Annotated in this window: 31 protein-coding genes; 12 read left to right on the forward strand and 19 right to left on the reverse strand. The window is 33.6% G+C overall.

What is annotated here, in order from left to right:
• Positions 1–15: 15 nt before the first annotated feature.
• Genes D1866_RS06005 through D1866_RS06020 form a run of 4 tightly spaced genes read right to left on the reverse strand, consistent with a single transcriptional unit; the run spans position 16 to position 1,670 of the window.
• Entirely contained in the window at positions 16–639 is a 624-nt protein-coding gene (locus tag D1866_RS06005; RefSeq protein ID WP_420809236.1) for a 6-hydroxymethylpterin diphosphokinase MptE-like protein, read from the reverse strand.
• Positions 640–644: 5 nt separating this feature from the next.
• Complete coding sequence (locus D1866_RS06010; protein WP_152942021.1) at positions 645–842, reverse strand: hypothetical protein; 198 nt, start codon at positions 840–842, stop codon at positions 645–647.
• Positions 826–1,242 (reverse strand): hypothetical protein, encoded by a 417-nt coding sequence (locus D1866_RS06015; RefSeq protein ID WP_013776990.1) that lies wholly within the window; start codon positions 1,240–1,242, stop codon positions 826–828. Before D1866_RS06015 ends, D1866_RS06010 begins: the two co-directional genes overlap by 17 nt.
• Entirely contained in the window at positions 1,239–1,670 is a 432-nt protein-coding gene (locus D1866_RS06020; RefSeq protein ID WP_152942019.1) for a hypothetical protein, read from the reverse strand. The genes D1866_RS06015 and D1866_RS06020 overlap by 4 nt, the downstream gene beginning before the upstream one ends.
• A 34-nt stretch (positions 1,671–1,704) precedes the next feature.
• On the opposite strand from D1866_RS06020, the gene D1866_RS06025 reads away from it, so the two are divergent.
• A complete protein-coding gene (locus D1866_RS06025) occupies positions 1,705–2,202 on the forward strand; it encodes a hypothetical protein (RefSeq protein WP_155861092.1) in 498 nt (165 codons plus the stop codon).
• Positions 2,192–2,602: a 6-pyruvoyl trahydropterin synthase family protein gene (locus D1866_RS06030; protein ID WP_013776993.1), complete on the forward strand. Its 411-nt coding sequence runs from the start codon at positions 2,192–2,194 to the stop codon at positions 2,600–2,602. Before D1866_RS06025 ends, D1866_RS06030 begins: the two co-directional genes overlap by 11 nt.
• Here D1866_RS06030 and D1866_RS06035 read toward each other — a convergent pair.
• Positions 2,599–3,000 carry a hypothetical protein gene (locus D1866_RS06035; protein WP_152942017.1) on the reverse strand — a complete coding sequence of 134 codons (402 nt, stop codon included), beginning with the start codon at positions 2,998–3,000 and terminating at the stop codon, positions 2,599–2,601. The genes D1866_RS06030 and D1866_RS06035 overlap by 4 nt on opposite strands.
• A complete protein-coding gene (locus D1866_RS06040; protein WP_155861223.1) occupies positions 3,000–4,472 on the reverse strand; it encodes a dihydropteroate synthase-like protein in 1,473 nt (490 codons plus the stop codon). The genes D1866_RS06035 and D1866_RS06040 overlap by 1 nt, the downstream gene beginning before the upstream one ends.
• A 51-nt stretch (positions 4,473–4,523) precedes the next feature.
• On the opposite strand from D1866_RS06040, the gene trxB reads away from it, so the two are divergent.
• Entirely contained in the window at positions 4,524–5,495 is a 972-nt protein-coding gene (gene trxB, locus D1866_RS06045; RefSeq protein ID WP_152942012.1) for a thioredoxin-disulfide reductase, read from the forward strand.
• A 1-nt stretch (position 5,496) separates the two neighbouring features.
• On the forward strand, positions 5,497–6,279 hold the full coding sequence (locus tag D1866_RS06050; protein WP_152942010.1) for an inositol monophosphatase family protein: 783 nt from the start codon (positions 5,497–5,499) through the stop codon (positions 6,277–6,279).
• On the opposite strand, the gene D1866_RS06055 is transcribed toward D1866_RS06050, so the two are convergent.
• Positions 6,233–8,050, reverse strand: a complete 1,818-nt coding sequence (locus D1866_RS06055) for an AAA family ATPase (RefSeq protein WP_152942008.1) — start codon at positions 8,048–8,050, stop codon at positions 6,233–6,235. The genes D1866_RS06050 and D1866_RS06055 overlap by 47 nt on opposite strands.
• A 56-nt stretch (positions 8,051–8,106) precedes the next feature.
• Complete coding sequence (locus D1866_RS06060) at positions 8,107–9,657, reverse strand: phytoene desaturase family protein (RefSeq protein ID WP_152942006.1); 1,551 nt, start codon at positions 9,655–9,657, stop codon at positions 8,107–8,109.
• Between the two features lie 140 nt (positions 9,658–9,797).
• On the opposite strand from D1866_RS06060, the gene D1866_RS06065 reads away from it, so the two are divergent.
• Both D1866_RS06065 and D1866_RS06070 read left to right on the forward strand, forming a co-directional pair.
• A complete protein-coding gene (locus D1866_RS06065; RefSeq protein ID WP_152942004.1) occupies positions 9,798–10,898 on the forward strand; it encodes an alkaline phosphatase family protein in 1,101 nt (366 codons plus the stop codon).
• The gene (locus D1866_RS06070) at positions 10,891–11,412 is read left to right on the forward strand and encodes a phosphoribosyltransferase (protein ID WP_013777001.1); all 522 of its coding nucleotides are present in this window, start codon (positions 10,891–10,893) and stop codon (positions 11,410–11,412) included. The genes D1866_RS06065 and D1866_RS06070 overlap by 8 nt, the downstream gene beginning before the upstream one ends.
• On the opposite strand, the gene D1866_RS06075 is transcribed toward D1866_RS06070, so the two are convergent.
• Complete coding sequence (locus D1866_RS06075; protein ID WP_152942002.1) at positions 11,402–13,057, reverse strand: acyl-CoA mutase large subunit family protein; 1,656 nt, start codon at positions 13,055–13,057, stop codon at positions 11,402–11,404. The genes D1866_RS06070 and D1866_RS06075 overlap by 11 nt on opposite strands.
• An 86-nt stretch (positions 13,058–13,143) precedes the next feature.
• Here D1866_RS06075 and mce point away from each other — a divergent pair, with 86 nt between their 5' ends.
• A complete protein-coding gene (mce, locus tag D1866_RS06080; RefSeq protein ID WP_152942000.1) occupies positions 13,144–13,566 on the forward strand; it encodes a methylmalonyl-CoA epimerase in 423 nt (140 codons plus the stop codon).
• Positions 13,567–13,684: 118 nt separating this feature from the next.
• Complete coding sequence (gene hsp20, locus D1866_RS06085) at positions 13,685–14,197, forward strand: archaeal heat shock protein Hsp20 (RefSeq protein ID WP_152941998.1); 513 nt, start codon at positions 13,685–13,687, stop codon at positions 14,195–14,197.
• Here the strand turns inward: hsp20 and D1866_RS06090 are convergent.
• On the reverse strand, positions 14,160–14,678 hold the full coding sequence (locus D1866_RS06090) for a ZPR1 zinc finger domain-containing protein (protein WP_152941996.1): 519 nt from the start codon (positions 14,676–14,678) through the stop codon (positions 14,160–14,162). The two genes, hsp20 and D1866_RS06090, sit on opposite strands and share 38 nt — an antisense overlap.
• A gap of 59 nt (positions 14,679–14,737) precedes the next feature.
• Between D1866_RS06090 and D1866_RS06095 the strand changes: the two genes are divergently transcribed.
• Positions 14,738–16,309: a GTPBP1 family GTP-binding protein gene (locus tag D1866_RS06095; RefSeq protein ID WP_152941994.1), complete on the forward strand. Its 1,572-nt coding sequence runs from the start codon at positions 14,738–14,740 to the stop codon at positions 16,307–16,309.
• Here the strand turns inward: D1866_RS06095 and D1866_RS06100 are convergent.
• Together D1866_RS06100 and D1866_RS06105 are read right to left on the reverse strand one after the other, a co-directional pair.
• Positions 16,280–16,699 carry an SRPBCC domain-containing protein gene (locus D1866_RS06100; RefSeq protein WP_152941993.1) on the reverse strand — a complete coding sequence of 140 codons (420 nt, stop codon included), beginning with the start codon at positions 16,697–16,699 and terminating at the stop codon, positions 16,280–16,282. The two genes, D1866_RS06095 and D1866_RS06100, sit on opposite strands and share 30 nt — an antisense overlap.
• Positions 16,696–17,115, reverse strand: coding sequence for an SRPBCC domain-containing protein (locus tag D1866_RS06105; protein WP_013777008.1), 420 nt, complete (start codon positions 17,113–17,115; stop codon positions 16,696–16,698). Before D1866_RS06105 ends, D1866_RS06100 begins: the two co-directional genes overlap by 4 nt.
• A gap of 34 nt (positions 17,116–17,149) precedes the next feature.
• Here D1866_RS06105 and D1866_RS06110 point away from each other — a divergent pair, with 34 nt between their 5' ends.
• On the forward strand, positions 17,150–17,707 hold the full coding sequence (locus D1866_RS06110; protein ID WP_152941991.1) for a nucleotidyltransferase family protein: 558 nt from the start codon (positions 17,150–17,152) through the stop codon (positions 17,705–17,707).
• On the opposite strand, the gene cutC is transcribed toward D1866_RS06110, so the two are convergent.
• Genes cutC through D1866_RS06145 form a run of 7 tightly spaced genes read right to left on the reverse strand, consistent with a single transcriptional unit; the run spans position 17,673 to position 21,578 of the window.
• On the reverse strand, positions 17,673–18,164 hold the full coding sequence (gene cutC / locus D1866_RS06115; RefSeq protein ID WP_152941989.1) for a glyceraldehyde dehydrogenase subunit gamma: 492 nt from the start codon (positions 18,162–18,164) through the stop codon (positions 17,673–17,675). The genes D1866_RS06110 and cutC overlap by 35 nt on opposite strands.
• A 5-nt stretch (positions 18,165–18,169) precedes the next feature.
• On the reverse strand, positions 18,170–19,006 hold the full coding sequence (cutB, locus tag D1866_RS06120; protein WP_152941987.1) for a glyceraldehyde dehydrogenase subunit beta: 837 nt from the start codon (positions 19,004–19,006) through the stop codon (positions 18,170–18,172).
• Between the two features lie 31 nt (positions 19,007–19,037).
• Entirely contained in the window at positions 19,038–19,178 is a 141-nt protein-coding gene (locus D1866_RS06125; RefSeq protein WP_152941985.1) for a YHS domain-containing protein, read from the reverse strand.
• 7 nt (positions 19,179–19,185) lie between these two features.
• Positions 19,186–19,911: a uroporphyrinogen-III C-methyltransferase gene (gene cobA, locus D1866_RS06130; protein WP_152941983.1), complete on the reverse strand. Its 726-nt coding sequence runs from the start codon at positions 19,909–19,911 to the stop codon at positions 19,186–19,188.
• A 22-nt stretch (positions 19,912–19,933) separates the two neighbouring features.
• The gene (locus tag D1866_RS06135) at positions 19,934–20,521 is read right to left on the reverse strand and encodes a DUF1404 family protein (protein ID WP_152941981.1); all 588 of its coding nucleotides are present in this window, start codon (positions 20,519–20,521) and stop codon (positions 19,934–19,936) included.
• 3 nt (positions 20,522–20,524) lie between these two features.
• Positions 20,525–20,764 carry a hypothetical protein gene (locus tag D1866_RS06140; RefSeq protein ID WP_013777015.1) on the reverse strand — a complete coding sequence of 80 codons (240 nt, stop codon included), beginning with the start codon at positions 20,762–20,764 and terminating at the stop codon, positions 20,525–20,527.
• Between the two features lies 1 nt (position 20,765).
• Positions 20,766–21,578, reverse strand: a complete 813-nt coding sequence (locus tag D1866_RS06145; protein ID WP_152941979.1) for an SIS domain-containing protein — start codon at positions 21,576–21,578, stop codon at positions 20,766–20,768.
• A gap of 56 nt (positions 21,579–21,634) precedes the next feature.
• Between D1866_RS06145 and D1866_RS06150 the strand changes: the two genes are divergently transcribed.
• Both D1866_RS06150 and taw21 read left to right on the forward strand, forming a co-directional pair.
• On the forward strand, positions 21,635–22,759 hold the full coding sequence (locus D1866_RS06150) for an amidohydrolase family protein (RefSeq protein ID WP_013777017.1): 1,125 nt from the start codon (positions 21,635–21,637) through the stop codon (positions 22,757–22,759).
• Entirely contained in the window at positions 22,737–23,483 is a 747-nt protein-coding gene (taw21, locus tag D1866_RS06155; RefSeq protein ID WP_152941977.1) for a tRNA 4-demethylwyosine(37)-methyltransferase Taw21, read from the forward strand. The genes D1866_RS06150 and taw21 overlap by 23 nt, the downstream gene beginning before the upstream one ends.
• Positions 23,484–23,489: the final 6 nt, after the last annotated feature.

Raw genomic sequence — 23,489 nt, forward strand, 5'->3', positions numbered from 1 at the left:
AAATCTACTTAAATTTTATAAACTTTGCTGTAAAGCCTCTTTTACAATATTTTTTGCAATTTTTAATTTCTCTCTCTTTATCCATGAAATGGGTACATCTGTATCGTACCAAGGTTTAGAAAATTTTCCGATATAGTTAGAGTCAAAATCCATAGCATAAAGTAAAATTTTTTCAGCACCATATATTTTTGCCAAAATAACAGCTCTATCTCCGTCAGTAAATCCACCGAACATTTTTAACCTACCAAAAGGCATAACTTGACATGTACCTATTATATACTTCATTTTCTTAACTTTTTGTATTTTATCAATATTGTCACCATGCGCTAAAACTACATAACCACTTTTCTCAGGAAATATCTCAATTCCATCCAGGTCTGTAACTACAATATCTGGAATTATGCCCTTTTTAACCAAATAGTTCGTTGCCCCATCGGCTGAGATTATTATATCTGCGTCTATTTCCTTAATAGAAGTTAAGCTAGGACCTGCACCTACTACTGCTACTTTCTTACCTTTTATTTCCTCTAGTAAATAAGTATAGTCTTCTACTATTAATTGATTAAGTAAAGAGGCCGAATAATAATCCTTAGCATATGAAAACCTTAACCATTCCCTAATTTTAGAATAAAAGGATATCCACTTCATTGAATCTTGAAGTATACTATCTCACCATCAACCTTTATTATTTGTAGAAAATATTTTCTCTTTATATCTTGTAGAAAAGGATTATTCATAGAAATCTTGAAAATAACATATTCTTTCTTATCTTTAAGATACTCTATCGCTTCTAAAGGATCGTATGAACATTGATCTGAGTCTAAATCAACTATGGAATTCATCAAAAACTTCTTGTACTTTATCAAATATTTTAGTTATCCTATCTAAAGTTGTCTTCACTTCCGCATTTCTTACTACTACACTTGGAGATTTTAACGAGGATTCATCAATAAAGTTAGTAATACTAAGTTGCCTATCTAAATCTTGAATCTCTTTAATTAAAGATTTTAATGACGAGTCTAAATCTCTAGTCTCTTCTAAATATGACAGAGCATTAACGGAGTCTCCATCTACTGAATATACTCCATATAAGGATAAAATCACACTGGCCAAATTATTAAGGGTTTCATCTAATCTAACTAAGGTATAGTACAGATCACCTTCATTATAAGCTTCAGTAGCTTCTTTTAACGTCCTAGTACCGCGTAATAAAAACTCCGAAGCTAACGCACTAGAGTTCATATTTCTATCACTTCACCTTTCTTTACTTTACCCAAATCTAAAATTTTCTTATCATAATCTTCTACAATTTTTACATTAGCTTTACGAATATTGGAAATTAGTCCCTTAGGATCATAAAGAATGTAACCTTTATGAATAATATAAATCAACTTCGGTATGTTGTAAGATAATTCCTTAGGTGAAAGAATTATACCATATAATCTAGGCGATTTATGATTTTCTAGTACAAATTTTTTGAATTCATCTAATTTTCTAAGTCTATTATAAAAGAAATTATATATCTCTCCCCTAGCAAATAGAGAAATTTTATCCACATCTTCCAATACTACTAGAATAACGTTATAATTAGGTTCATAAATTATGCCCTTTAACTTATCTCCATACCAGCTAAGAATATCTAAGGAAATATTCTCAACTAACTTTAGCATACCAGTTTAATATTAAGCAAATATAAATAAAGTTGTGGATGTTGTAAAAGAATACCTCAATCTTAAACCTAGTAAAAAGATCAAGATTTTAGATATTGAAATACCATGCGATACCGAGTGTTTAAGGAATTCAAATTTCAAGGAACTATTAAATAATGAAAATTTCAAGGAACAGTTAGAAATTCTGGATAGCCTAGAAAATTTGATAGATGATAATATAAATACATTACTTCAAGAACTAGAATTTAAGTTCTCTAACTATCATGTTAATTTGGAAAATCTTGCCTATACTATATATAAAATTGTAGAAGAAGGAGGTAACGTTATAGTAGGCAATAATAGTATAATCTTTGAAGATAAAGTGATAGCTAAAGGTGGTGAATTCAACTCATTTTATGAAGTAGCTAAATTAATAGATGAGATTAAAAATGATGAGAATATAAGATCTCTGTGTGATGAAATTAAATATCTTGCAGATTCATTATGGGAGCATTTCAATAAAAACCTCAGGAGGGTCTTAAATGAAAGTTAAGATCGGAATTGAAGGGTTTACAATAGATTCGGCTCATTACACTTTATCTTCTCCAGGGGATTCCCAATTACACGGACATACGTACATAATAAACGTCGAAGTTGAAGGAAACATAAATCCAGCTAATGGATTTGTAATAGATTTTAATAAATTAAAAGACGAAATAGGAAAAATCATTAAGGAATGGGATCACAAATTGATAGTACCAAAGAAAGATTTGGAAAAAATCTCAATCTCTGGTCCTTTCAGGAATGAGATCAAAATTATTGAAGAAGACTATCCAACAGCAGAATATATAGGCTTTGAATTAGCTAAAGAAATATATAATAGAATAAATATGCCAATAAAAATAAAAATATATGAAGGAAAAGATTCTTATGCAATAATAGAATATCCTTAGTCCACAATGAATCTTAAGCCTATATTATCTATTGCTTTACATTCTCCATATTTTCTCACTCTAGAAAAACAGTAAATCTTACCATTGTCAAACTTAAAACAAGAGAAGTCATTTTTTAGACTTTCATGAAATTTGTTCACATCGAATAACTCTCCCTCTTTCCCTTGACATAAGTATCCGTCAAATTCAATTCTAGATAAGACTGACTTTCTCAAGAATATGAAAATTCCGCCAAAAATACGTGGGTAACATAAAAGCTTATCTCTACACTCGCTAATTTTCATGGTAGATTTTAAAATTTCTATAACTTCTCCTTCAGTCTTTGTAGGTAAAACTGATATTGAGATAGTATATTCACCGCTATGCAAATAAATTACGTCTGGAACCGAGATGATCATTAATGAATCTTCTTAAATAAGGGAAGATCTTGAATATAATTTTTATCTAGATTTCTAGCTATTTCAGCTTTAGCCAATTCATATCCTATATAAACAGCGTGCTGTTTACTTATATTTACTCTCTTTACTAATTCTCTCCCTATGGATAAGGCTTCGTCTCCCACTAGAGTAATTTTGTCCTTACCATAAAAGGTTAAAGCTATCTTACCGTTAACTAAGGAAATTTTTGCAAAACCCGCACTATCCATTTCTGGTTCGTTATGCTCTACAGTAATAAAATCCTTTAGTTCTTCTTCCTTATATCTAACTTTATCCTTTAAAATAAGCAAATCTATCCCTAAATCCTTAGGCACTCTTTTCTGAATAAGGGAAATACTAACCATCTTAGATGCCTCTTTTATTTCCCAAGAACTCCACCTAGTTTTACCTTTTTCCATAGTTAAAAGACAAGAAATACCCAATTCTCCAGCAATAGCTGTAAGTAACGCATTCATGCCATGGCTATCAGCGTCAACTAGCTCAGTAACATTTAGGGTACCCATTAATATTGGGTATTGAGGTAAAGCTTCCCTTATTCTTTTATATTCTATGAAGCTATCAACCATACCTTGAAGAGGTGGCGATAAAACTGCGTCCAAAATTAGCTTAGTAAAACCTTTACTTGAAAGTATTTTAGTAAGTTTAATTACTATCTCAGATTTATTCTCAACATTAAAAGGAGCTACAACAAAAGCGGCCTTATTCTTAACCTCCTCAAGTTTCTCATAGTTCACTTCATTTATATTAAAAACAAAATCTGCGCCTTCTTTTATTCCTTCTATCATTTCCCTTGGTGAATCGCTGTCTATTCCTACTATAACTCCCGTATCCTTAGCTTTTCTAATCTTATTTCTTACATCGTTCAAGTCATTGTGACCTACCGGAAATCCTATAACATACACATCAACAAATTCCCTAGTTCTCTCAATTTCTTCCAAAATTCTCTCAATAGACCATGTAGGGTCTAGTTCTAAAAATACTCTAAAAGGGGGTGGTCTTAATGGAATTTTTATGCCTTGCTCAAACGCTACTTCTTGTTTTTCTTCAATCTCTTCTAATGTTTTCAATACTTTTTCTGTCCTTATTTTACCTAAAATTTTGTCTGCAGGATAAACTGTAGATAGTTCAATTCCTTGATTTAATGCCTCAAAAACTAGCGGAAGATCCCATGCATTTTCAGTCCCTTTTACCGTTTTAATTCCAGTTTCTTCTTCTATTATCTTCGCATCACCGAAAACTAGACCTGGCAGGATAATTATATCAAAATCTTTTAGATTATCATTTTTTATATTTTCAAGAATATATTGTACGCTCATCAAAGATGCCACTGGATAGTTTAAAGCTTTAACCTCAGCTTTAACGTTCTTAATCTTCTTTGCTACTTCCTCTACTATAGGATAAGCTAACTTGCCAGTAATAAGTAATGCCTTCACATTATTCCAAGAGTAATTAACCTTTAAATCTATATATTCTAAATACAATTAATGAGTCTACTTCCCAAAACTGCGGATATAAAACCTGGCGAAAAATTTGACGTGATAATAATTGGAATAGGACCAGCAGCTTACGGTGCAGCCTTATATGCAGGAAGGTACATGTTAAAAACTCTAGTTATAGGAGAAACTCCAGGAGGTCAATTAACTGAAGCAGGCGAAGTTGATGATTATCTAGGGTTAATAGGAATACAAGCTCAGGACATGATAAAAATTTTTAATGCACATATCGAAAAATATAATATTCCAGTAATTTTAGATACTGTAGAAAGTTTTAGAAGAGAAGGGGATGAATACGTTGTAAAAACTAAAAGAAAAGGAGAATTTAGAGCAACAACATTAATTGTCGCTGTAGGAGTAAAAAGAAGGAAATTAAATGTCCCTGGAGAGGCAGAATTCACTGGTAGAGGAGTATCTTATTGTTCAATTTGTGACGCACCATTATTTAGGAAAAAGGTTGTTGCAGTAGTAGGTGGAGGAGACTCTGCTTTAGAAGGAGCAGAATTATTATCAAGATATGCCACTAAGGTATACTTAATACACAGGAGGGATCAATTCAGAGCTCAACCATACTATGTAGAATTAGTAAAGCAAAAGCAAAATGTAGAATTTATCTTAAACTCTGTAGTGAAAGAAATAAAGGGAGAAAAAATAGTAAAGAGCATTGTTGTTGAAAACCTTGTCACAAAGGAGGTAAAAGAGATTCCAGTTAATGGCGTTTTCGTTGAAATAGGGTTTGAGCCTCCATCCGATTTTGCAAGAGCTAATAATCTAGAAGTGGACAGTCATGGTTACATAAAGGTTGACGAATGGATGAGAACCAACTTGCCTGGAGTATTTGCAGCAGGAGACTGCACTGGAATGTGGTTAGGTTTTAGACAAATAATTACTGCTACCGCACAAGGAGCAGTAGCTGCTCATAGTGTGTTCACTTACCTAAACGAGAAGAAGGGGAAAAAGTGAGTTGATTAACACATTAAGGAAAATTGGAGAAGAAGCTACAAAATACTTGAGAGAATTACACGAAAAGAAGGGCATTGACGAAATAATAGGATATCATCAAGGAGATACTACTAGAAGAGTTGATAAATTTTCAGAGCAATATATTTTTGATCTTCTAGATCATTCTGGCTATAAATTCTCCTTTGTTTCTGAAGAGTCTGGAAGTATATTTAGGGAAAACTATGAATATATAGCGGTAATTGACCCATTAGATGGAAGCACTAACTACATAACCGGAATACCTTGGTCGTCAGTTTCAATAGCCGTATATAAAAAAATTGAAGAAGAAAAATTTTTACCTTATGCTGGAATAGTTGCTGAAGTTTTTGGTAACAATATTTACTCATATGATGAAAACGGAGCATATATAAACAATATAAAGGTAGATAAGAGAAAACCTACTGACAAGATAGTACTACCCTATTATAATAAAGACAAAATAAATGAGGCATATTCGATAATTTCAAAACTAGGTAACGGAATAAAAATAAGAACATTAGGTTCTGCTTCACTTGATATGATACTCGTCTGTACTGGAAGAGCGTATCTCTATTTTGATATAAGGGGCAAACTAAGAAACGTTGATATTGCTTCATCAAAAGGATTTTGTGAAAAACTTGGAATAAGATCTCTAGATTTAAAAGGAAGAGAAGTGACGTTTAGCTTAAAATACGTTGACGTCATTCCAGAAATAATAGTTACTTCTGATTCTGAGCTCCAGAATTCTTTTTCTTCCTATTCTTAATTGAAGGCTTTATTTTATTTAATGCAATTTCTATATCCTCTTTAGTTATTACTCTATCTTTATTACCTCTTATAATGTCCTTCAAAACTCTTATCTTGGCTTCCCTAGCTACTGCTGCTAAATCTGCTCCAGTATATCCCTCAGTACGTTTTGCAATTTCTCTGCAATCGACTCTCTCGCAAACGTCTTTTCCAAGATATTTTTGTAAGATGTCTAACCTTTCTTCCTCATTTGGCAAATCCATGTGAACTATTATATCAAATCTTCCTGGCCTAAGTAAAGCCGGATCTATAGTTTTTACTCTATTTGTTGTGCCTATAACTACTACTTCTTTCAAATTCCTTATTCCGTCCATTTCAGTCAGCAATTGATTAACGATCTTTGAGGAATCAGTACTGTCTTTTTGAGACCTTTTTGAAGCTATTGCGTCCAATTCATCCAATAATATAATAGAAGGCTTGTTTTCTCTAGCTCTATTAAATACCTCCTTTAATATTGATACAGCACCTTCATATCCCTTATACATGATTTCTGCAACACTAACAGAAATTAATTTAACGTCTAGCGTTTTTGCTAATGCCTTTGCCATCATTGTTTTTCCTACACCCGGTGGGCCGTAAAGTAAGATTCCTCTTATTGGAGGTACTTTCATTTGCTCCATTAATTTTGAATATTTTAATTGTAATTCTAGTAATTCCTTCAGCTCAGTTTTAACTTTTGTATATCCTCCAATATCATCTAAGGTTATCTTATCTTCTATTTCAGACTCTAAATCTTCTCCTTTTCTAGATCTTCTTTCAAAATCTAATCTAAACTTTTCAAAATCTTCAATCATTTGTAATGTTATACTTGGCTTGTACCTCTGGATTATTTCCATGAAATCTTTCATGGTTATTTTAACATCTTTACCAGTTTGCATTGCCTCTATAGCTGCCTTCCTAGCTGCTTCTTGACATATGTTTGCTAAGTCGGCACCGCTGTATCTTTCTGTCATATCCGCTATCTTATCTAAATCCACGTCCTCTGCTAGCGGCTTATTCTTACAATGTATCTTCAAAATTTCTTTTCTAGCTTCTTTATTTGGAGGACCTACGTAGATTAATTTGTCAAATCTTCCAGCTCTTAATAACGCCTTATCTAGAAGTTGAGGAACATTAGTTGATCCAACAATTATTACTCCGTCTTCGCTATTCAGTCCATCAATTTCTGAGAGCATCAATGAAAGTAATCTAGGCGTAACGGAATCTCCAGTATGGCTTTCCCTTTTAGTTCCTATTGTATCTATCTCATCAAAGAAGAGTAAACAGGGGGCATTCTTTCTTGCGTTTGCAAACAACTCCCTTAATCTAGCTTCGCTTTCGCCGTACCACTTGCTCATTATATCGCTAACGTTAACATATATGAAATTTAACTTTGCATCACTGGCCAAAGCTCTCATCATTAAAGTTTTTCCGCAACCTGGAGGTCCAAATAATAATATACCTTTTGGAGGTCTTAATCCATATTTTAAAGCTAATTCCTTATTTTTCAATGGAAATTCTACATATTCTATTATTTCTTTCTTAACGTCTTCATATCCTCCAATATCATCCCAACTAATTTTCCTTTCTTCATCTTCTCCTTTCTTCTTGCCTTTAAGTTGTAACTGCGTGGCTTTCTCGCTTGTCATGAAGTTAGTAGTAAATCTTTTAAATATCCCCATAAGTATGATACCAATTATAGAAAGTAATATAAAAAGTATGATGATCTCATAAGTGTAGCTTAAGTTCATGAGTTATCAATAAAATACTTCTCTTCGCATCTATTTAAGACTACATTAGATTAATTTTACTTTCTTTTCTTTAGGTCTGACAAAATTTTCATGGCGGCATTATATCCTGGAGCACCAGTAACACCTCCACCAGGATGGGTTCCGGAACCGCACAAATACAATCCCTTGATAGGAGTAGAATAATTACTTAAGCCTATTGTTGGTCTAAATACATAAAGCTGGTCTGGAGTCATATCCAAATGGAATATATTACCTCCCCATATTCCAAATCTCCTTTCTATATCTAAAGGAGTTAACACCTCATACTTGACTAGTTTAAAGTTAGGAGCGAATTCCCTAATTTTATCAAAAGTTATCTTAGCTATTTTCTCCTTAATCTCGTCTAATTTTTCATTATATGGAAAATATTGACCGAAAATTGAAATAGAAAACTTTCCTGGAGGGGCGGCAGTAGGATCTACAGAAGATTGTATATTTATTGAAAGCCATGGTTCTCTGGAGTACCCTAATACTTTAGCATCTAAGTAAGCTTTCTCTATATATTCAGTGCTGGGCATTATTAACTCGGAGGCTATATGCTCTGGCGATAAGGATTTTCCATTTCCAAAGTCAGGCAATTCCTCGGAATAACCAACTATTTTAAAAGAAACACCAGTAGTTTTCAAAGACCTTATTCTTCTAATTAATTCATCGTCAACTTCAGCATTCTTAAGCAATTTAAGGAACGTAGTCTTAGGATCCGCGTTTGAAACAACAATTTTAGATTCAATTACTTTTCCTGAGCTTAATTTTACGCCTTTAACTTCTCCCTTCTCGACTAGTATTTCATCCACCGGAGAAGATTCAAAGATATCTACTCCAACACTTTCTGCAGATTTTTTCAAAGCTTGAGTAACTCCGCCCATTCCTCCCTCAACGTATCCCCATGCACCTTTTATTCCATTAACTTCGCCTATAACGTGATGAGCTAGTACATACGCAGTTCCAGGCATAGAAGGTGACGCATAAGTTCCAACTACCGCATCTTCTATTAAGGCAGAAATTACTTCATCTGACTCGAAAAATTCTGAAAGCAAGCTTTTGCCATCAGTTACAAATGTTCTAGCAATAGATAATGCCGCATCTTCATCTATCTTAACGCTCTTTAAAAGGCTTAAAAGCTCATCAATATTTGATAAATTCACCGGTGGAGAGAGCATAAGTAAATCAGCTAAATCGTAAAGTGGGTCCCAAAATTTTACCCATTTTTCATAGTTTTTTGCATCATTTTTAGAGAATTTTTCTATTTCCTTCTGTGTCTTTTTTATATCAGACCATATATACAGTTTTTTACCATTCTCAAAAGGCACGAATAATCCCGGATCTTTAGTATAAACTTTTAGTCCAAACTTTTTTAATTGTAAATCTTCAATAATTTTGGGCCTAAGTAAACTAAGAACATAAGCTCCAGTAGATACCTTTATCCCTGGCCATAATTCTTCAGTTACCGATGCACCGCCTACTATTTCTCTTCTTTCAAACACGGCTACTTTTAATCCTTCTCTAGCTAGATAATTCGCTGTCACTAAACCGTTATGTCCCCCACCAACTATTATAGCATCATACATGATACTTTCTTCTTATAAACCAAGTTAATATTGATAATCCCGCTCCAATGCCTGCTAATATTATTGCAATTATAGCGCCATATAATAGAATCTCTTCCATTTACCAGTTATTTTATAAGGATATTATTAAGATTATGCATATGAGTTTAGAACTGCCAAACTACGAGAAGAACATTTATTCATTAGCATGCGGAATAGCTGATTTTCTAGGAGTAAAAAGGAACTGCTTAAGCAAACTTAATATCTCTGGAAAAAAGTTGGCTTTAGTTCTTCTTGATGGATTTGGATGGAATATAATGAACAGAGCAGGAGTTGTAAAGAAAGAGGCCGAAAAATTCCAAACAGTTTTTCCTTCAACAACTTCAACTGTTTTAACTACACTGTTCACTGCATTAACTCCTGGAGAGCACGGAATTTTAGGGTATAATACTTTTGTTAAAAGGCTTGGAGGAATAATAAATACGCTAAAATATACGCATCCATCAATAGACGAAAGAGATTCCATTCAAGAAGCTGTGCCCTTTGAGAAAGCTTTTCCTGAAGTAAAAAGCTATTTAGCTGAAGTTAAAGAAAGGAAGACCATAGAGATAGTCCCCAAGGGAATAAGTAATACTCAATTTAGTAATGCTACTCACGGCAAAACTTCTGAAACAAAGGAATATGCAGACATATGGGATGCTATATACACTTTCTCTCAAGTTCTACAACAGAACTCTTATGATTTCATTTATCTTTATATTCCAGACGTAGATACATTAGCGCATAAATATGGGCCTTATGCAGAACCAACCTTAAATGCCGCAAAAGAAATATTTGAGAGCGTTTATAGTGTTTCAACAAAATTAGCCAACGTAGGAAATTATACTATAGTAATAACCGCAGATCATGGACATGTTGAAGTTGCAAATAACGTTAATGTGAAAGATGATAAAGAATTTCTTAGTATGCTAGAAATTCCTCCTTATGGAGATTCTAGAGCACTATTCTTAAAAAGTAGATACGATATGAAAACATACTTATACCATAGGTTTAATCTTAGAGTATTTACTAAAGATGAGTTCCCAACTCTCTTGGGAAGAATAGGTAATGTAGAGCTACCAGATTACATTGCAGTTCCTCTTGATAATACTGCTTATATTTTTGATTATAAGGAGAACGGAGAATATGGTAAATTAAAGGGACATCATGGAGGTCTTCTACAAGAAGAATTTGAGATTCCTCTGGTGATGATTAATGGTTGAGTATTTTATTCCATCGTGGGATGATATAGAAGATAGCATATTTAACGTGAGCGAAAAAATTATCAAAGATTATAATCCTGATGTTATTGTAGCTATATTAACTGGAGGAGTAATTCCAGCAAAGCTAATTTCAGATATAATTGGAATAAAAAATATAAAATATATAGAAATAAAATTTTACAAAGAAGTAGGAAAAACGCAACCTAAACCTACTTTAAAAGCAATTTACGTTGACGATCTAGAGAATAAAAATGTCCTAATAGTAGACGACGTTTCGGATACTGGAGAAACTCTGTCTGCTGTATCTAGAGTTATAGAGCTATTTAACCCACAAAATATAAGATCTGCAACTATTTACGTTAAACCTTGGTCTAAAAAATACCCAGATTATTACGATAAGGTAGTAGACAAATGGATCGTATTTCCTTGGGATAAATGGGAAGCTGTAAGAGAACATAATGAAATTCCAGTAAAAAATAAGGATAGATTCCTCAAGAGCTTTATTAGAAAATAATTGGCTCTTTATACTCTCCCCATACTTCTCTAAGCACAGAACTTATTTCACCTAAAGTTGCCCCAGCTTTTATAGCATCTAAAACGTATGGGAATAAGTTATCATTTCCTTCAGCAGCTTTTCTTAGCTTCTCTAGGCTATCCTTCCATTTAATATTGTCTCTATTTTCCCTGTATTGCTTTAATCTAGTAATTACTCTCTCCCTTACTGCAGGATTTACTCTAAATATTTCGGTAGTTCCTATCCAATCGGGCTCATAGGCAAAGTTAACTCCAACTTTTATTATATCTCCTTCTTCTATCATCTTCTGAAGTCTGTAAGAACTTTCAGCTATTTCAGCTTGAGGATATCCTTTTTCAATAGCCTTAAGCATTCCGCCCATTTTTTCAATATTATCAATAACTTTCCAAGCTCTTTCTTCTATCTCATCTGTTAGCCATTCAATATAATAGGATCCAGCTAATGGATCCACAGTCTCGGTAGCCCCACTCTCGTAAGCTATTATTTGTTGAACCCTAATTGCTATCTTCGCTGCCTTCTCACTCGGTAAAGCTAAAGCTTCATCGTATGAATTTACATGTAGACTTTGAGTACCACCTAATACTGCTGCTAAAGCCTGAAGAGTAGTTCTGATTATATTAATTTCTGGCTGTTGTGCTGTTAGCTCTGCACCGCCAGTTTGTGTATGAAACTTCAATGTCATCGAATCTGGTTTTTTAGCATTGAACCATTCTTTCATAATTTTAGCCCACATTCTTCTAGCGGCCCTAAATTTTGCAACTTCTTCGAAAATATTAGTATAACCTGCAAAGAAGAAAGACAACGTAGGAGCAAAGTCATCTACGTTTATTCCTCTCTCTAAAGTTTTTCTAACATACTCAATTCCGTCAGCTAAAGTAAATGCTACTTCTAGTATCGCGTCCGCTCCAGCTTCTCTAATATGATACCCGCTAATACTAATTGGATGCCATTTTGGAATATTTTTATAAGAGTATTCAATTAAGTCTATAGCATACCTTAAGGAAGGCTCTGGCGGATAAATGAAATTCTTCCTAGCTATATACTCCTTTAGTATATCATTCTGTACTGTTCCATCTAGGACTTTTTTATCGATTCCCCTACTTTCTGCTGTTGCTATATACATGGACATTAATTCCATTGCAGTAGCGTTTATTGTCATTGAAGTAGTTACTTTATCCATAGGAATTTGATTCATTACTAAATCCATTTCCTTCCAATGAAACATTGAAACACCGACTACACCTACTTCCGTGAAGGCTAATTCTTGATCTGGATCTAAACCCAATTGAGTAGGTAAGTCAAAAGCCATGCTTAGTCCTGTTTGCCCAGCTTCCAAAAGTTTCCTAAACCTTAAATTAGTGTCTTCTGCAGAACCAAAACCAGCATATTGCCTTATCGTCCATATTCTTCCTCTGTACATATTAGGATAAATTCCCCTAGTGAAAGGATACATTCCAGGGAAGCCTATCTTGTCCACGTAATTACCTTTTAAATCTAGGGGCGTATAAAGAGGCTTCACCTCTATTCCAGAAGGTGTTACAAATTTTTGCTTTCTTTCCTTTCTTTTTGCTATCCAGCTGGTATAAAGATTGTTCCATTCCTTAATTTTCTCGTCTATATCCATGATAATACCCAATATCTAATTGTTTAAACACTATAAAACCTTTGCTTTTTAATCAAATTTATAAATTAAAATGAGTATAATAGACCATGGAAACTCAAACTATAGATCATATAGGCATAGTGGTTGAAAACATAGATAAAGCAATAGATTTTTATGAGAAAAACTTAGGAATGAAATTGATAGATAAGGAAGAATTGAAAGATAGAGGAATAAAGGTAGCTTTTATGGTTGGTAAAAATGGAGAATCTGCAGTAGAACTTTTAGAACCAATAAACCACGACGATATGAATAATACTGTAGCAAAATTTCTAAAAACAAAAGGCCCCGGATTACATCATTTAGCGATAAGAGTTGAAGACATAAATAAAGCATTAGAAGATTTATCAGCAAAAGGTTTACAACTAGTAGATAAGCAACCTAGACCTGGTGCAAGAGGTCATTTAGTTGCATTCATTCACCCTAAAAGTGTAATGGGGGTATTGCTTGAACTAGTCCAGGAGAAACACTAAGCTAAGGACTTTATCTGTTAAGTATAAATATTTCCAAATATCTTTTACTCAATTAAAATCTCAGATTTACCTAGTAAATTTTAAATCTTCATGTGGAGAATATATATGTGGATCAAAAATGCCCTCAAAGAAAAAAGGCGATATATTTGATTATTTTGACGAAATGATAAGGCAGATGGAAGAGGAATTTGAAGAATTAGAGAAGGAGTTCTTTAAAGCAGCTGGTAAGGGAGAAGTAAAGACTTTCGGTCCTTACGTTTATGGATTTAGTATGACAATAGGACCAGATGGAAAGCCGATAATAGAAGAATTCGGTAATGTAAAGAGACTAGGAACTAAACCAATATTAAGTGAAGAAAGAGAACCTTTAGTTGATGTTATAGAAAAAGGCGATGAAATTAGAGTAGTAGCAGAAGTTCCAGGAGTGGATAAGAACAATATCAAGGTAAGACTTAATGGCAAAACTTTGATATTGTCAGCACAAGAAGGAGATAAGAAGTACTATAAAGAAATAGAATTACCCACGGAGGTAGACGAAAATTCTGCAAAGGCCACCTATAAGAACGGAGTCTTAGAAATCGTATTTAAGAAAGCTAAGGTTGAGTCTGGGAAAGAGATAAAGATCGAGTAACTTTCACTTTTTCACTCTTTATAAAGCTTAGTCCAGAAGAATCTTCTATAATTAAGGTAAACTTTCTTTTACCTTCTTTTGCCTCATAGACGTCATGACAGTCGTTTTCTTGGCATAAAGATCCTAGGTTCTCTAAGAAGTCTTCTAATATTCCCTCAACAGTAGATAAAATTCCTTGTGACGCATCTGAAGGATAAATTTCTATTCCTAACTCTGGAATTTTAACTATGGCAAAAGGCGATCTATAAACCATTACGTTTAAATCTTCTTCTTTTTCTACCACAAATTCCAAAGTCTTAGGTTCCCTAGTTTCATAAGGCTTAACGTCCCTAAATTTATAATTGCAACTAGTGCATTCCCAATTTGATAAAACTAACTTGCCAACTTCTCCTGCGTCATAAAGATAATCTCTAGCAATCAGTGTTTCGTTCCCGCAAACCGGACACTTAAGTTTTGCTTCGAATATTAACTTAGGTTCCATATTCTCAACCAAAGCTTATTTGGTAGTATTTACATATATTATACTGAGTAAAGTGCGAAATGAAGCTTCCACGAGAAAATGATATAGGAAAAATAGAATATAAACTTATTCTATCAGATGTATCAGAAGAGCGACTGCAAGAATTAGCCACGCAAATGAAATATAGAATTGAAGAAGGTGGCGGAGAAGCTATTTATGTTATAGGAGTAAGTGATGATGGAGATGTAATAGGATTAAATAAAGAAGACTTAGAGCATACAATAGATGTGCTAGAAAAAATAGCTAAAATGATAAACTCTAAGATAGTACATAAGAGAATTGTAGAAATAAGAAAAGATAAATATGTTGCAGAATTACTAATAAGATTACATAAAAGCGATTTGCCTATTCAAGTTAATGTTGCAGTAATGGGTCACGTAAATGCTGGAAAAAGTACTATAACAGGAACTCTAATTCTAGGGAAGCTTGATGACGGTAATGGAGCATTACGTGCAATGATAGCCAGATACCTTCATGAAGTTATAAGCGGAAGAACTTCATCAATAACTTTAAGGATCTTAGGTTTTGATGATGAAGGAAACATCATAAATCACAGCTGTAGAGATCCTTTAGATGAGGCAGAAGTTACTATTAAAAGTTCTAAAATAGTAAGACTGATAGATCTTGGCGGTCACGAAAGGTACTTAAGAACTACATTAAAAGGACTAATGGGTTACGAAACAGATTACGTAATGCTGGTTGTTGGCAGTGATGATGGATTAAGCATAATGGGCAAAGAACACCTAGCAGTTGCTTCTGTGCTTAAATACCCTGTATTTATTGTAATAACTAAAATAGATAAATTCCCTAAAGAGAGAGTAAACCAAATAATAAACGATATAAGGAATGTGCTTAGGATTCCGGGTATAAATAGGTTCGTAATGGAAGTTAATGACGATGATGACTTACTAAATGCAATAATAGGTGTAAAAACTGGAAGAGTTGTTCCTATATTTAAAGTTTCAAATGTAAGCGGAGAAGGAATAGGATTGCTCACAAGGTTCCTTTACTTGTTACCGCCAAGAAAAATAATAACACAATCTAACGATACATTAGTTTATATTGATGAGATATATAACGTATCTGGGGTAGGACCAGTAGTTCTAGGCTCAGTAGTAAGGGGAAAAGTTCATCCCAACGATACAGTATATATTGGACCAGTAGACGGCGGAGAATTCTTACAAGCTAAAGTAAAGAGCATTCAAATCAATAGGGTATTCGTAGATGAAGCTAATCAAGGTAGCATAGCAACTTTTGCCATACAAGGCGTAAATAGGGAAGTCTTAAGGAAGGGTATGATATTAGCTGAAAATAATAAGCCAAAAGCTACACAAAGTTTTACAGCAAAAGTCATAGTGCTACATCATCCTACTACAATAAAAGAAGGTTATGTAGCAACTTTACACTTATACACAATAAGACAAGCGGTAAAATTCGAAAAAATAGCTAGAGGGTTATTGAGAACTGGCGAATCATCCGAAGTTGAGCTGAAATTCCTTTACAGACCAGAATATATTGAAAAAGGTCAAATTTTCATATTTAGAGAAGGTAGAACAAGAGGATTAGGAATTGTTACTGGAATTAATAGCTGAGACTGAACAAGAAATTATTTGCTTTGTTAATTCTTTAGCTTGTTTTGTTATTGTATTCTCTAAAGCTTTTGCAAGACTTCCAGATAGTTCATATTCGGCTTCCCAAGATAATTTATGATCTTCTATTGTAACCACAGTACTTATAGTGACTATTATTCCAGGGCCTTTGACTTCTATTTTATCAAAGACCTTGTTATTCTCAACTTTATGTTCAACTATAGTCCCTTGAACTTCAACATTAAGTGGGCCTACTTTCACCGATGCAGAAAATTCTTTATTGTTTATCTTACTTATTCCAGGAGTGCACTTTAAAAGATTCTCGTAATTACTAAGAAATCGTATAGCTCTCTCTTTGTTAATTATTTTTTCTTCACCAGCTACGTTACTCATGATACCTCTACCTTTTTCCTTATGCAATCAAAAAGTTGATTCAATATCTTATTTAATGCTGGTTCCATTAGCCTAGCCCCTGCAGAAGCCAATATTCCGCTTACGTTCACATCTGCTGTATAATTAATTCTTCCTTCTTCAACCACGATATTGGCATTTATATTAACATTGCTATTCATTCCATTCCCTTGAGCTTCCAGCTTAAATCCGTCGTTGGTTCTCTGCATTTTTACCTTTGCCGTATAATCTCCTTTTATAAATCCTATTCCAGCAGTACCTTTTACAATATACACGTCTCCATCTTTCTTTATATCTTTAATTCCAGGGAAACAAGAAGCCACTAATTCTATATTTCCTAGAAAATTTAAAATAACTTCCTTTTTAGCATTAACTTCAATACTTCCTTGATAACGCATAAACTACTTTACTGCTAATAAGTTAATATCTTTAATGAAAATTGGTGCAGTGATTCTAGCTGCTGGAGAAAGCAAGAGATTCGGTAAAAATAAATTACTTGAGAAAATCAACGGAAAAAGTATCATAGAGAATGTCTTGGAAAATGTTGACATAGAAAGAGTTATTGTTGTAGGAAAATATGCAGAAGAGCTACTCCCATATTTAAAAAATGAGATAGTAATATATAATCCTAAATGGAAGGAAGGAATATCAAGCAGTATAAAACTAGGACTCAGATTCTTTCAAAATTATGATGGAGTGCTCATAGTTTTAGGAGATATGCCTTTTGTAAAGAGAGAAGATATACATAAAATAATAAACGCATTCAATCCAGACTGTAACGCTGTAATTCCTACTTACAAGGGAAATTGGGGAAATCCAGTATTGTTAAGTAGAAAAATTTTCGATAAAGTAATGACAATAACTGGAGATGAAGGTGCTAAAAAAATCTTAAAAAGTACGGAAAACTTATGCTTTGTCGAATGTGACTACGGGGTTATTATAGATATAGATACAGTTAATGACCTTTTAACTTTTGAGAGGCCTCCTTAACTGCCTCTATGATATTTTGATATCCAGTACATCTACATAAATTCCCAGCCAAGCCCTCTCTAATTTCGTCTTCCGAAGGAGAGGGATTCTCGGAAAGTAGCCAGTAACTCTGCATTATCATTCCTGGAGTACAGTAACCGCACTGAAGAGCATGTTTATCCCAGAAGGCTTCTTGAATTGGATGCAATTTACCGTCTTTTGATAATCCTTCAACAGTAAGAATTTCACTACCATCAGCTTGTACAGCCAAAACTGTACACGATTTTACTGACTTTCCATTCATTACAACAGTGCACGCCCCGCAATTGCTTGTATCACAACCAACATGAACGCTGGTAAATCCTAAATCTCTGAGAACATGAACTAACAATTTCCTTGGCTCGACTTCAGTCTCATAATCTTTTCCATTAATTTTAAGGTGAATTTTTACTTTCTCATCTTTTTCTATTACTTTCATTCTAATCACCTTTTTAAAGCATCTAAAATTGCCCTTTTTGTCATAACTTTGGTGGCTTTCCTTTTATATTCTGCACTTCCTCTAATATCTGATGTAGGGTTGGACTCATTAGCTACTTCTTGAGCAACTTTATCAATTATTTCATCATTAATTTTCTTACCCTTAATCATGTCCTCAGCTATTTGGGATCTGTAAGCTTTATTATTGACTCCGGTTACACCTACCCTAAAATCTTCTACTTCATCACCATTTGTCTTTATTAGAACCGCAACACCTACTATGGCAAAATCTCCAGCTTTTCTTTCTAATTTCTGATAAGAGTATTTATACCCTGGAAAGACGGGGATGGATATTTCAGTAACTATTTCTCCTTGAGATAAATCTGGAGTAAACATGTCTTTATCAAATGAAGAGAATTCATCTAATCTTTCTCCAGAAGGTCCTTTTATCTTTACTTTAGCATCTAAAACTAAAAGAGCTGCTGGATAATCCGCTGATGGATCCAAATGGGAAATACTGCCACCAATTGTTCCCATATTTCTAACTTGAGGATCTCCAATTTTAGATGCTACTTCGCTTAACAAAGGAATTTGCGCCTTTGATATCTCATAATGGGTAATTGTTGCTCCTAATTTGTATTCCTTTTCTTCTTTATTTAGATAATGAAGCTCTTTAAGTTTAGTTATATCAACTAGATAGGAAGGTCTAATTATCCTAAGTTTTAACATTGGAATTAGGCTATGTCCGCCAGCAAGGACTTTTGCATCGTCATGAGTCTTTAGAAAGTCTATTGCCTCATTTAGATTATCAGGAATCACGTAGCCTATTTTTTGAGGATACATATCTTTTTTTCTCCGAGTTATTATTTATCTTTTACTTATTCTTTACGAACTTTTCAGGATTCTTTTTAAACTCTGCCATACACATTGGGCTACAGAAGTAATATGTTATACCTTTGTAAACATATTTATAACTAGTATTTTTAACCTCCTCTCCGCATACAGGGTCTTTCATAATTAAATCATGAGAGCTTCCACAATTTATTTCTTAATTTTACCACTTCTCCTACTATTATGATTGCTGGGGAAGAAATATTCTCTTTCCTTACTGTTTCTTTCAACTTACTTAAGGAAGTTATAACTACCCTCTGTGAAGGAAGAGTTCCATTTTGTATTATAGCCACTGGACACTCTAAACTTCTCACTTTTTCTAGGCTTTCTTGTAACTCGTCGATTTTATTTATTCCCATTAATATTACTATAGTTCCTTTTTTTGGAATATAATCTAAGTCAATAATTTTATCGCCCGCTCTAGTCCCAGTAATCACTGTAAATCCTGAAGAATACCATCTGCTAGTTACTGGAATTCCAGCATAGGCAGGAACGCCTATAGCACTACTAATCCCTGGTATAACCTCACATGGAATACCTTGCTCCATCACAAACATGCATTCCTCCTCTCCTCGACCAAATACATATGGATCTCCTCCTTTCAACCTTACTACTATCTTACCTTCTTTTGCCTTCTCAACTAAGGTAGAATTTATTTTATCTTGTAGTTCAGCCTCCCCTAAACCTTTACCTAGGTAAATTAATTCTGAATTAGGTTTACATTCTTTTAAGAGCTCTTTAGAGACTAGCCTATCATATATTACAACATCTGCTTGTTTAAGTATCTTCAAACCTTTAACAGTTATTAAGTCAGGATCTCCAGGACCGGCACCAACTAAATAAACTTTACCTATCATTTTAAAAAATTGAGATAAGGAACTAAATAGCGTTTACCTTTTTAATAATGTATACAGCGAATAAAATTCCTTCAGAAAATTTTACAATATAAACGAAACCCAATACATGATCTAAGAGATTATTCTGCGAGATATTATATATGACTGAATAAATATATAGAAGCATCACATAAAATATGTCTGCTGCAAAACCTAAACTATAAATTATTACTTTCTCCATAAATTTCAACGAAGGAATTAGATAACCTGCTATGAAACCTCCAACAAAATCTGAAATAAATGCAGCAAAATATAATTCTGGAAATTCTTGTGCGATCTTGAATATAAAAGGAGTTAGCCAAAAAGCTATTAAAAATGCAGATATTGTGAAACCTATCCATGATTTATTCCTTATTAAAATTGAAGTTACTGGAACTAGAGAGTCTTCAAATTCTACAAATTTATCTTTAGGAGTATATTTATTTATTACGTACCATCCTAATAATGCACCGGAAAATACTGGACCTTGATACGAGAGTAATTTATCTAAAGGATCTCCAATAACATAAATAATTCCAGAGATGCCTGCAAAAATGATAGCAAGATATTTTGCTAAATCTAATTTATCCATAAGTTATGGTAAGTAAACAGTATATATAACCTTATCTTCACTGAATTCTTTATTTAGTATTTTAACTCCTTTCTCTTGCATCGCCATAGCCCACATTTCAACTTGATCTGCTTGAACTCCTTGCAGTGCAATTATTTTGACTTCTTGATTGCCTCCAGTTTCTAGCCAAAACTTCATTAATGACACAGAAGGAGTATTTGCTCCGCAACCCCCAGATTGTTTAGTTAAATCTAACTCTTTCATTCTAATATATCATTGCAGAACTGATATTTAATATTTCCTTGTCTTCAAGGAAGTATATTTTATTCCAATTTTTGATTCTCATTGTAAATATTAACGACTTTAAGAATGTTCGTAAATTACAAAACGCACCTCCGCATTCCGTTAGATTAACATTCATTAACTTCCTAGCCTCCTTTTCTCTTTCATCGCCAGAAGAAAAGATAATTACTTGCCTTGACCTTGACGAAAATATAGGGGAATGAAAGAATTGCTCTAATCTTTCAAAATTTGAACTCCAACCGAATATTTCGGCAAGTTTTAAGTATGCAAAATACGCAATACCATAATTCTCTCCTTTACCGACAAAGAATGCCCTATCTTCAATTGTAATTTCTTTTCCACACCCTTTATCTTCTTCCACGTTAGCAATATCGTATAATGCACTTAAAGACATCATAAAAGAAAGAGTTCCAGGCAAAATACGTTTAGGCCTATAAGGTAAGTAAATTACTTCATCAGCTAGTTTGGCCAATTCCGATTCTGGATTTGCTGTTATTGCATAAATTTTAGTTTTACCTTTAAATTTCCTTGCAAGATTTATATTAGACTTAGGTTTACCAGAAATTGAAACTATGACCAATGGTTTATCTATATTCATGGATAAAGCATCGTAAGGATCGATGGCCCTAAATCTTCCTTTAGTCTTACCTTCTACAACTAAGGAAGCAGCAAACGAGTCTCCTGCTCCAGTAACATATGCCTCATCTAATTTCACGCCAGAGTTTATCTTGTAATTTTGACTTATCTCTTCCTCAATGTCTTCTATGATCGCCATTTTATCTCCGAATAATAGACAGTTATAAATTATATTTAACTGATAATTTACATGAGTTGAAGATCCTAATAAAAGCTGGAATAGCTTTTCTAAAAGATTCTTCACCAGTTCCTAACGCATACATAGGCGTAAATGACGGTAAAATAGAGGCTATATCAAAGAGAGAACTAGAGGAATATGACGATGCAGAACTGATAGTAGGAGGCTTTGATAGACTCGTTTCTCCAGGGTTTGTGACAACACAAAGTTTTATACAACTATACCCGTTTAGATATAGAATATTCTCTGGAAAGACTAACCCAAACGATTTAATCTCTACGATGACTAGCAAAGACGCTTACTATTTTTCACTCTTAGGAGCATATCACTTACTAAGGTCCGGAATAACAACAGTTGTAGTAACTGAGCCATTTGTAGAACAAGCAGCTAGAGCTGTAAAGACTGTGGGATTAAGGCCAATAGTTTCTGCAGAAATAGGTTGCAACTGGATAAAAGGGGACTGGAAAAAGAACTTTGAGAGCTTATACAGTAAATGGATATCTAAAGATGAGAGCGGAATAGTATTGAAACTCTGCGATGAAGACGAGGCCGAAGAAGCAATGGCGATTTCCAATGAATACAAATTACCTATATTAGTTGATAGAAATGTTAATCTAGAAAGAATTAATAACATCTCACCTTACACAATAGCGCTAGGGGGCGGAAGTAGAAAGGATCTAGAAAAAATAAGGAAGAATAATCTAAATTTGGCATTTACTCCGAGTTTAGAAGTTTGCAAATTTACTCTAGGTGCTTATAAGCCTTCTATATCAATTGATTTAACGCCTAAATTTGATATTAGGAATGAGATGGGTATTGCTACATCACGCTTGCTCTTAACAGCAGAAGAAGCTTTTAAAGCAGTAACAGACTGGGGGTATTCCCAATTAAAAATTGGCGGAGGAATATCAGTAGGAAATACTACTGATATTCTTATCTTTGAAGTTAATGAACCTCCTTCATATCCTATAGACAAAGAAGCACCATATGAAAGTTTGATTTATTCTTCATACTCATTAGAGACCGTTATAATTAATGGAGAAGCAGTATTAGATGGAGGAGTTCCATTAAACGTTGGAACTAAAGATATTGAGGAGGCAAATAGAAAGGTAGAAGAAATTGGAAAAATGGAAAAGAATTGAGATTGTAGGAGATATAGCAATAATCGGAATTCCATTTGGCAAAAAACCTGAAGACTTGAAGGATTATGCAAAGGAAATTATGAGCAAACATCCGTACATAAAATCTGTGTGGGGAAGATATAGAGATACTAAAGGAGACTTTAGATTACCTACGTACTATCACATACTAGGAGAAAAGAGAAGCGAGACTATTTATAAAGAACATGGGTGCAAGTATTATCTAGATTTTACTAAAGTATTTTTCTCTTCTAAACTCTCATTTGAGCACCTAAGAATTGCGAAAGAAGTAAAAAAGGGAGAAATAATAATAAACATGTTTGCAGGGTACGGACCTTTTTCTATTCTATCTGCCAAACTAGGTAAGCCTAAATTAGTTTATTCTATAGATATAAATCCTTATGCATATTATTACATGATGGCAAATATTGATTTAAACAAAACTTATAATGTAATACCGATATACGGCGATTCTTTTAAGAAAATATATTACCTAGAGAACGCCGATAGAATTATATCTCCATTACCAGAGAAGGCAAAAGAAGCTTACGAAATTGCATTACAAAAAATTAAACCTGGAGGAATAATTCACCTATTTGTAGAAATAGAATCTAAAGAAGATCCAGTTAAAGAAGCCATGAAACTTTACCCTAAAGCCTTTTTCGGTAGAATAGTAAGAAGTGTAAAGCCTTTTAGATATCACGTTATATTGGACATCAAAGCTTAAAATAGT

The sequence above is a fragment of the Acidianus ambivalens genome (assembly GCF_009729015.1).
Taxonomy (GTDB): Archaea; Thermoproteota; Thermoprotei_A; order Sulfolobales; family Sulfolobaceae; genus Acidianus; species Acidianus ambivalens.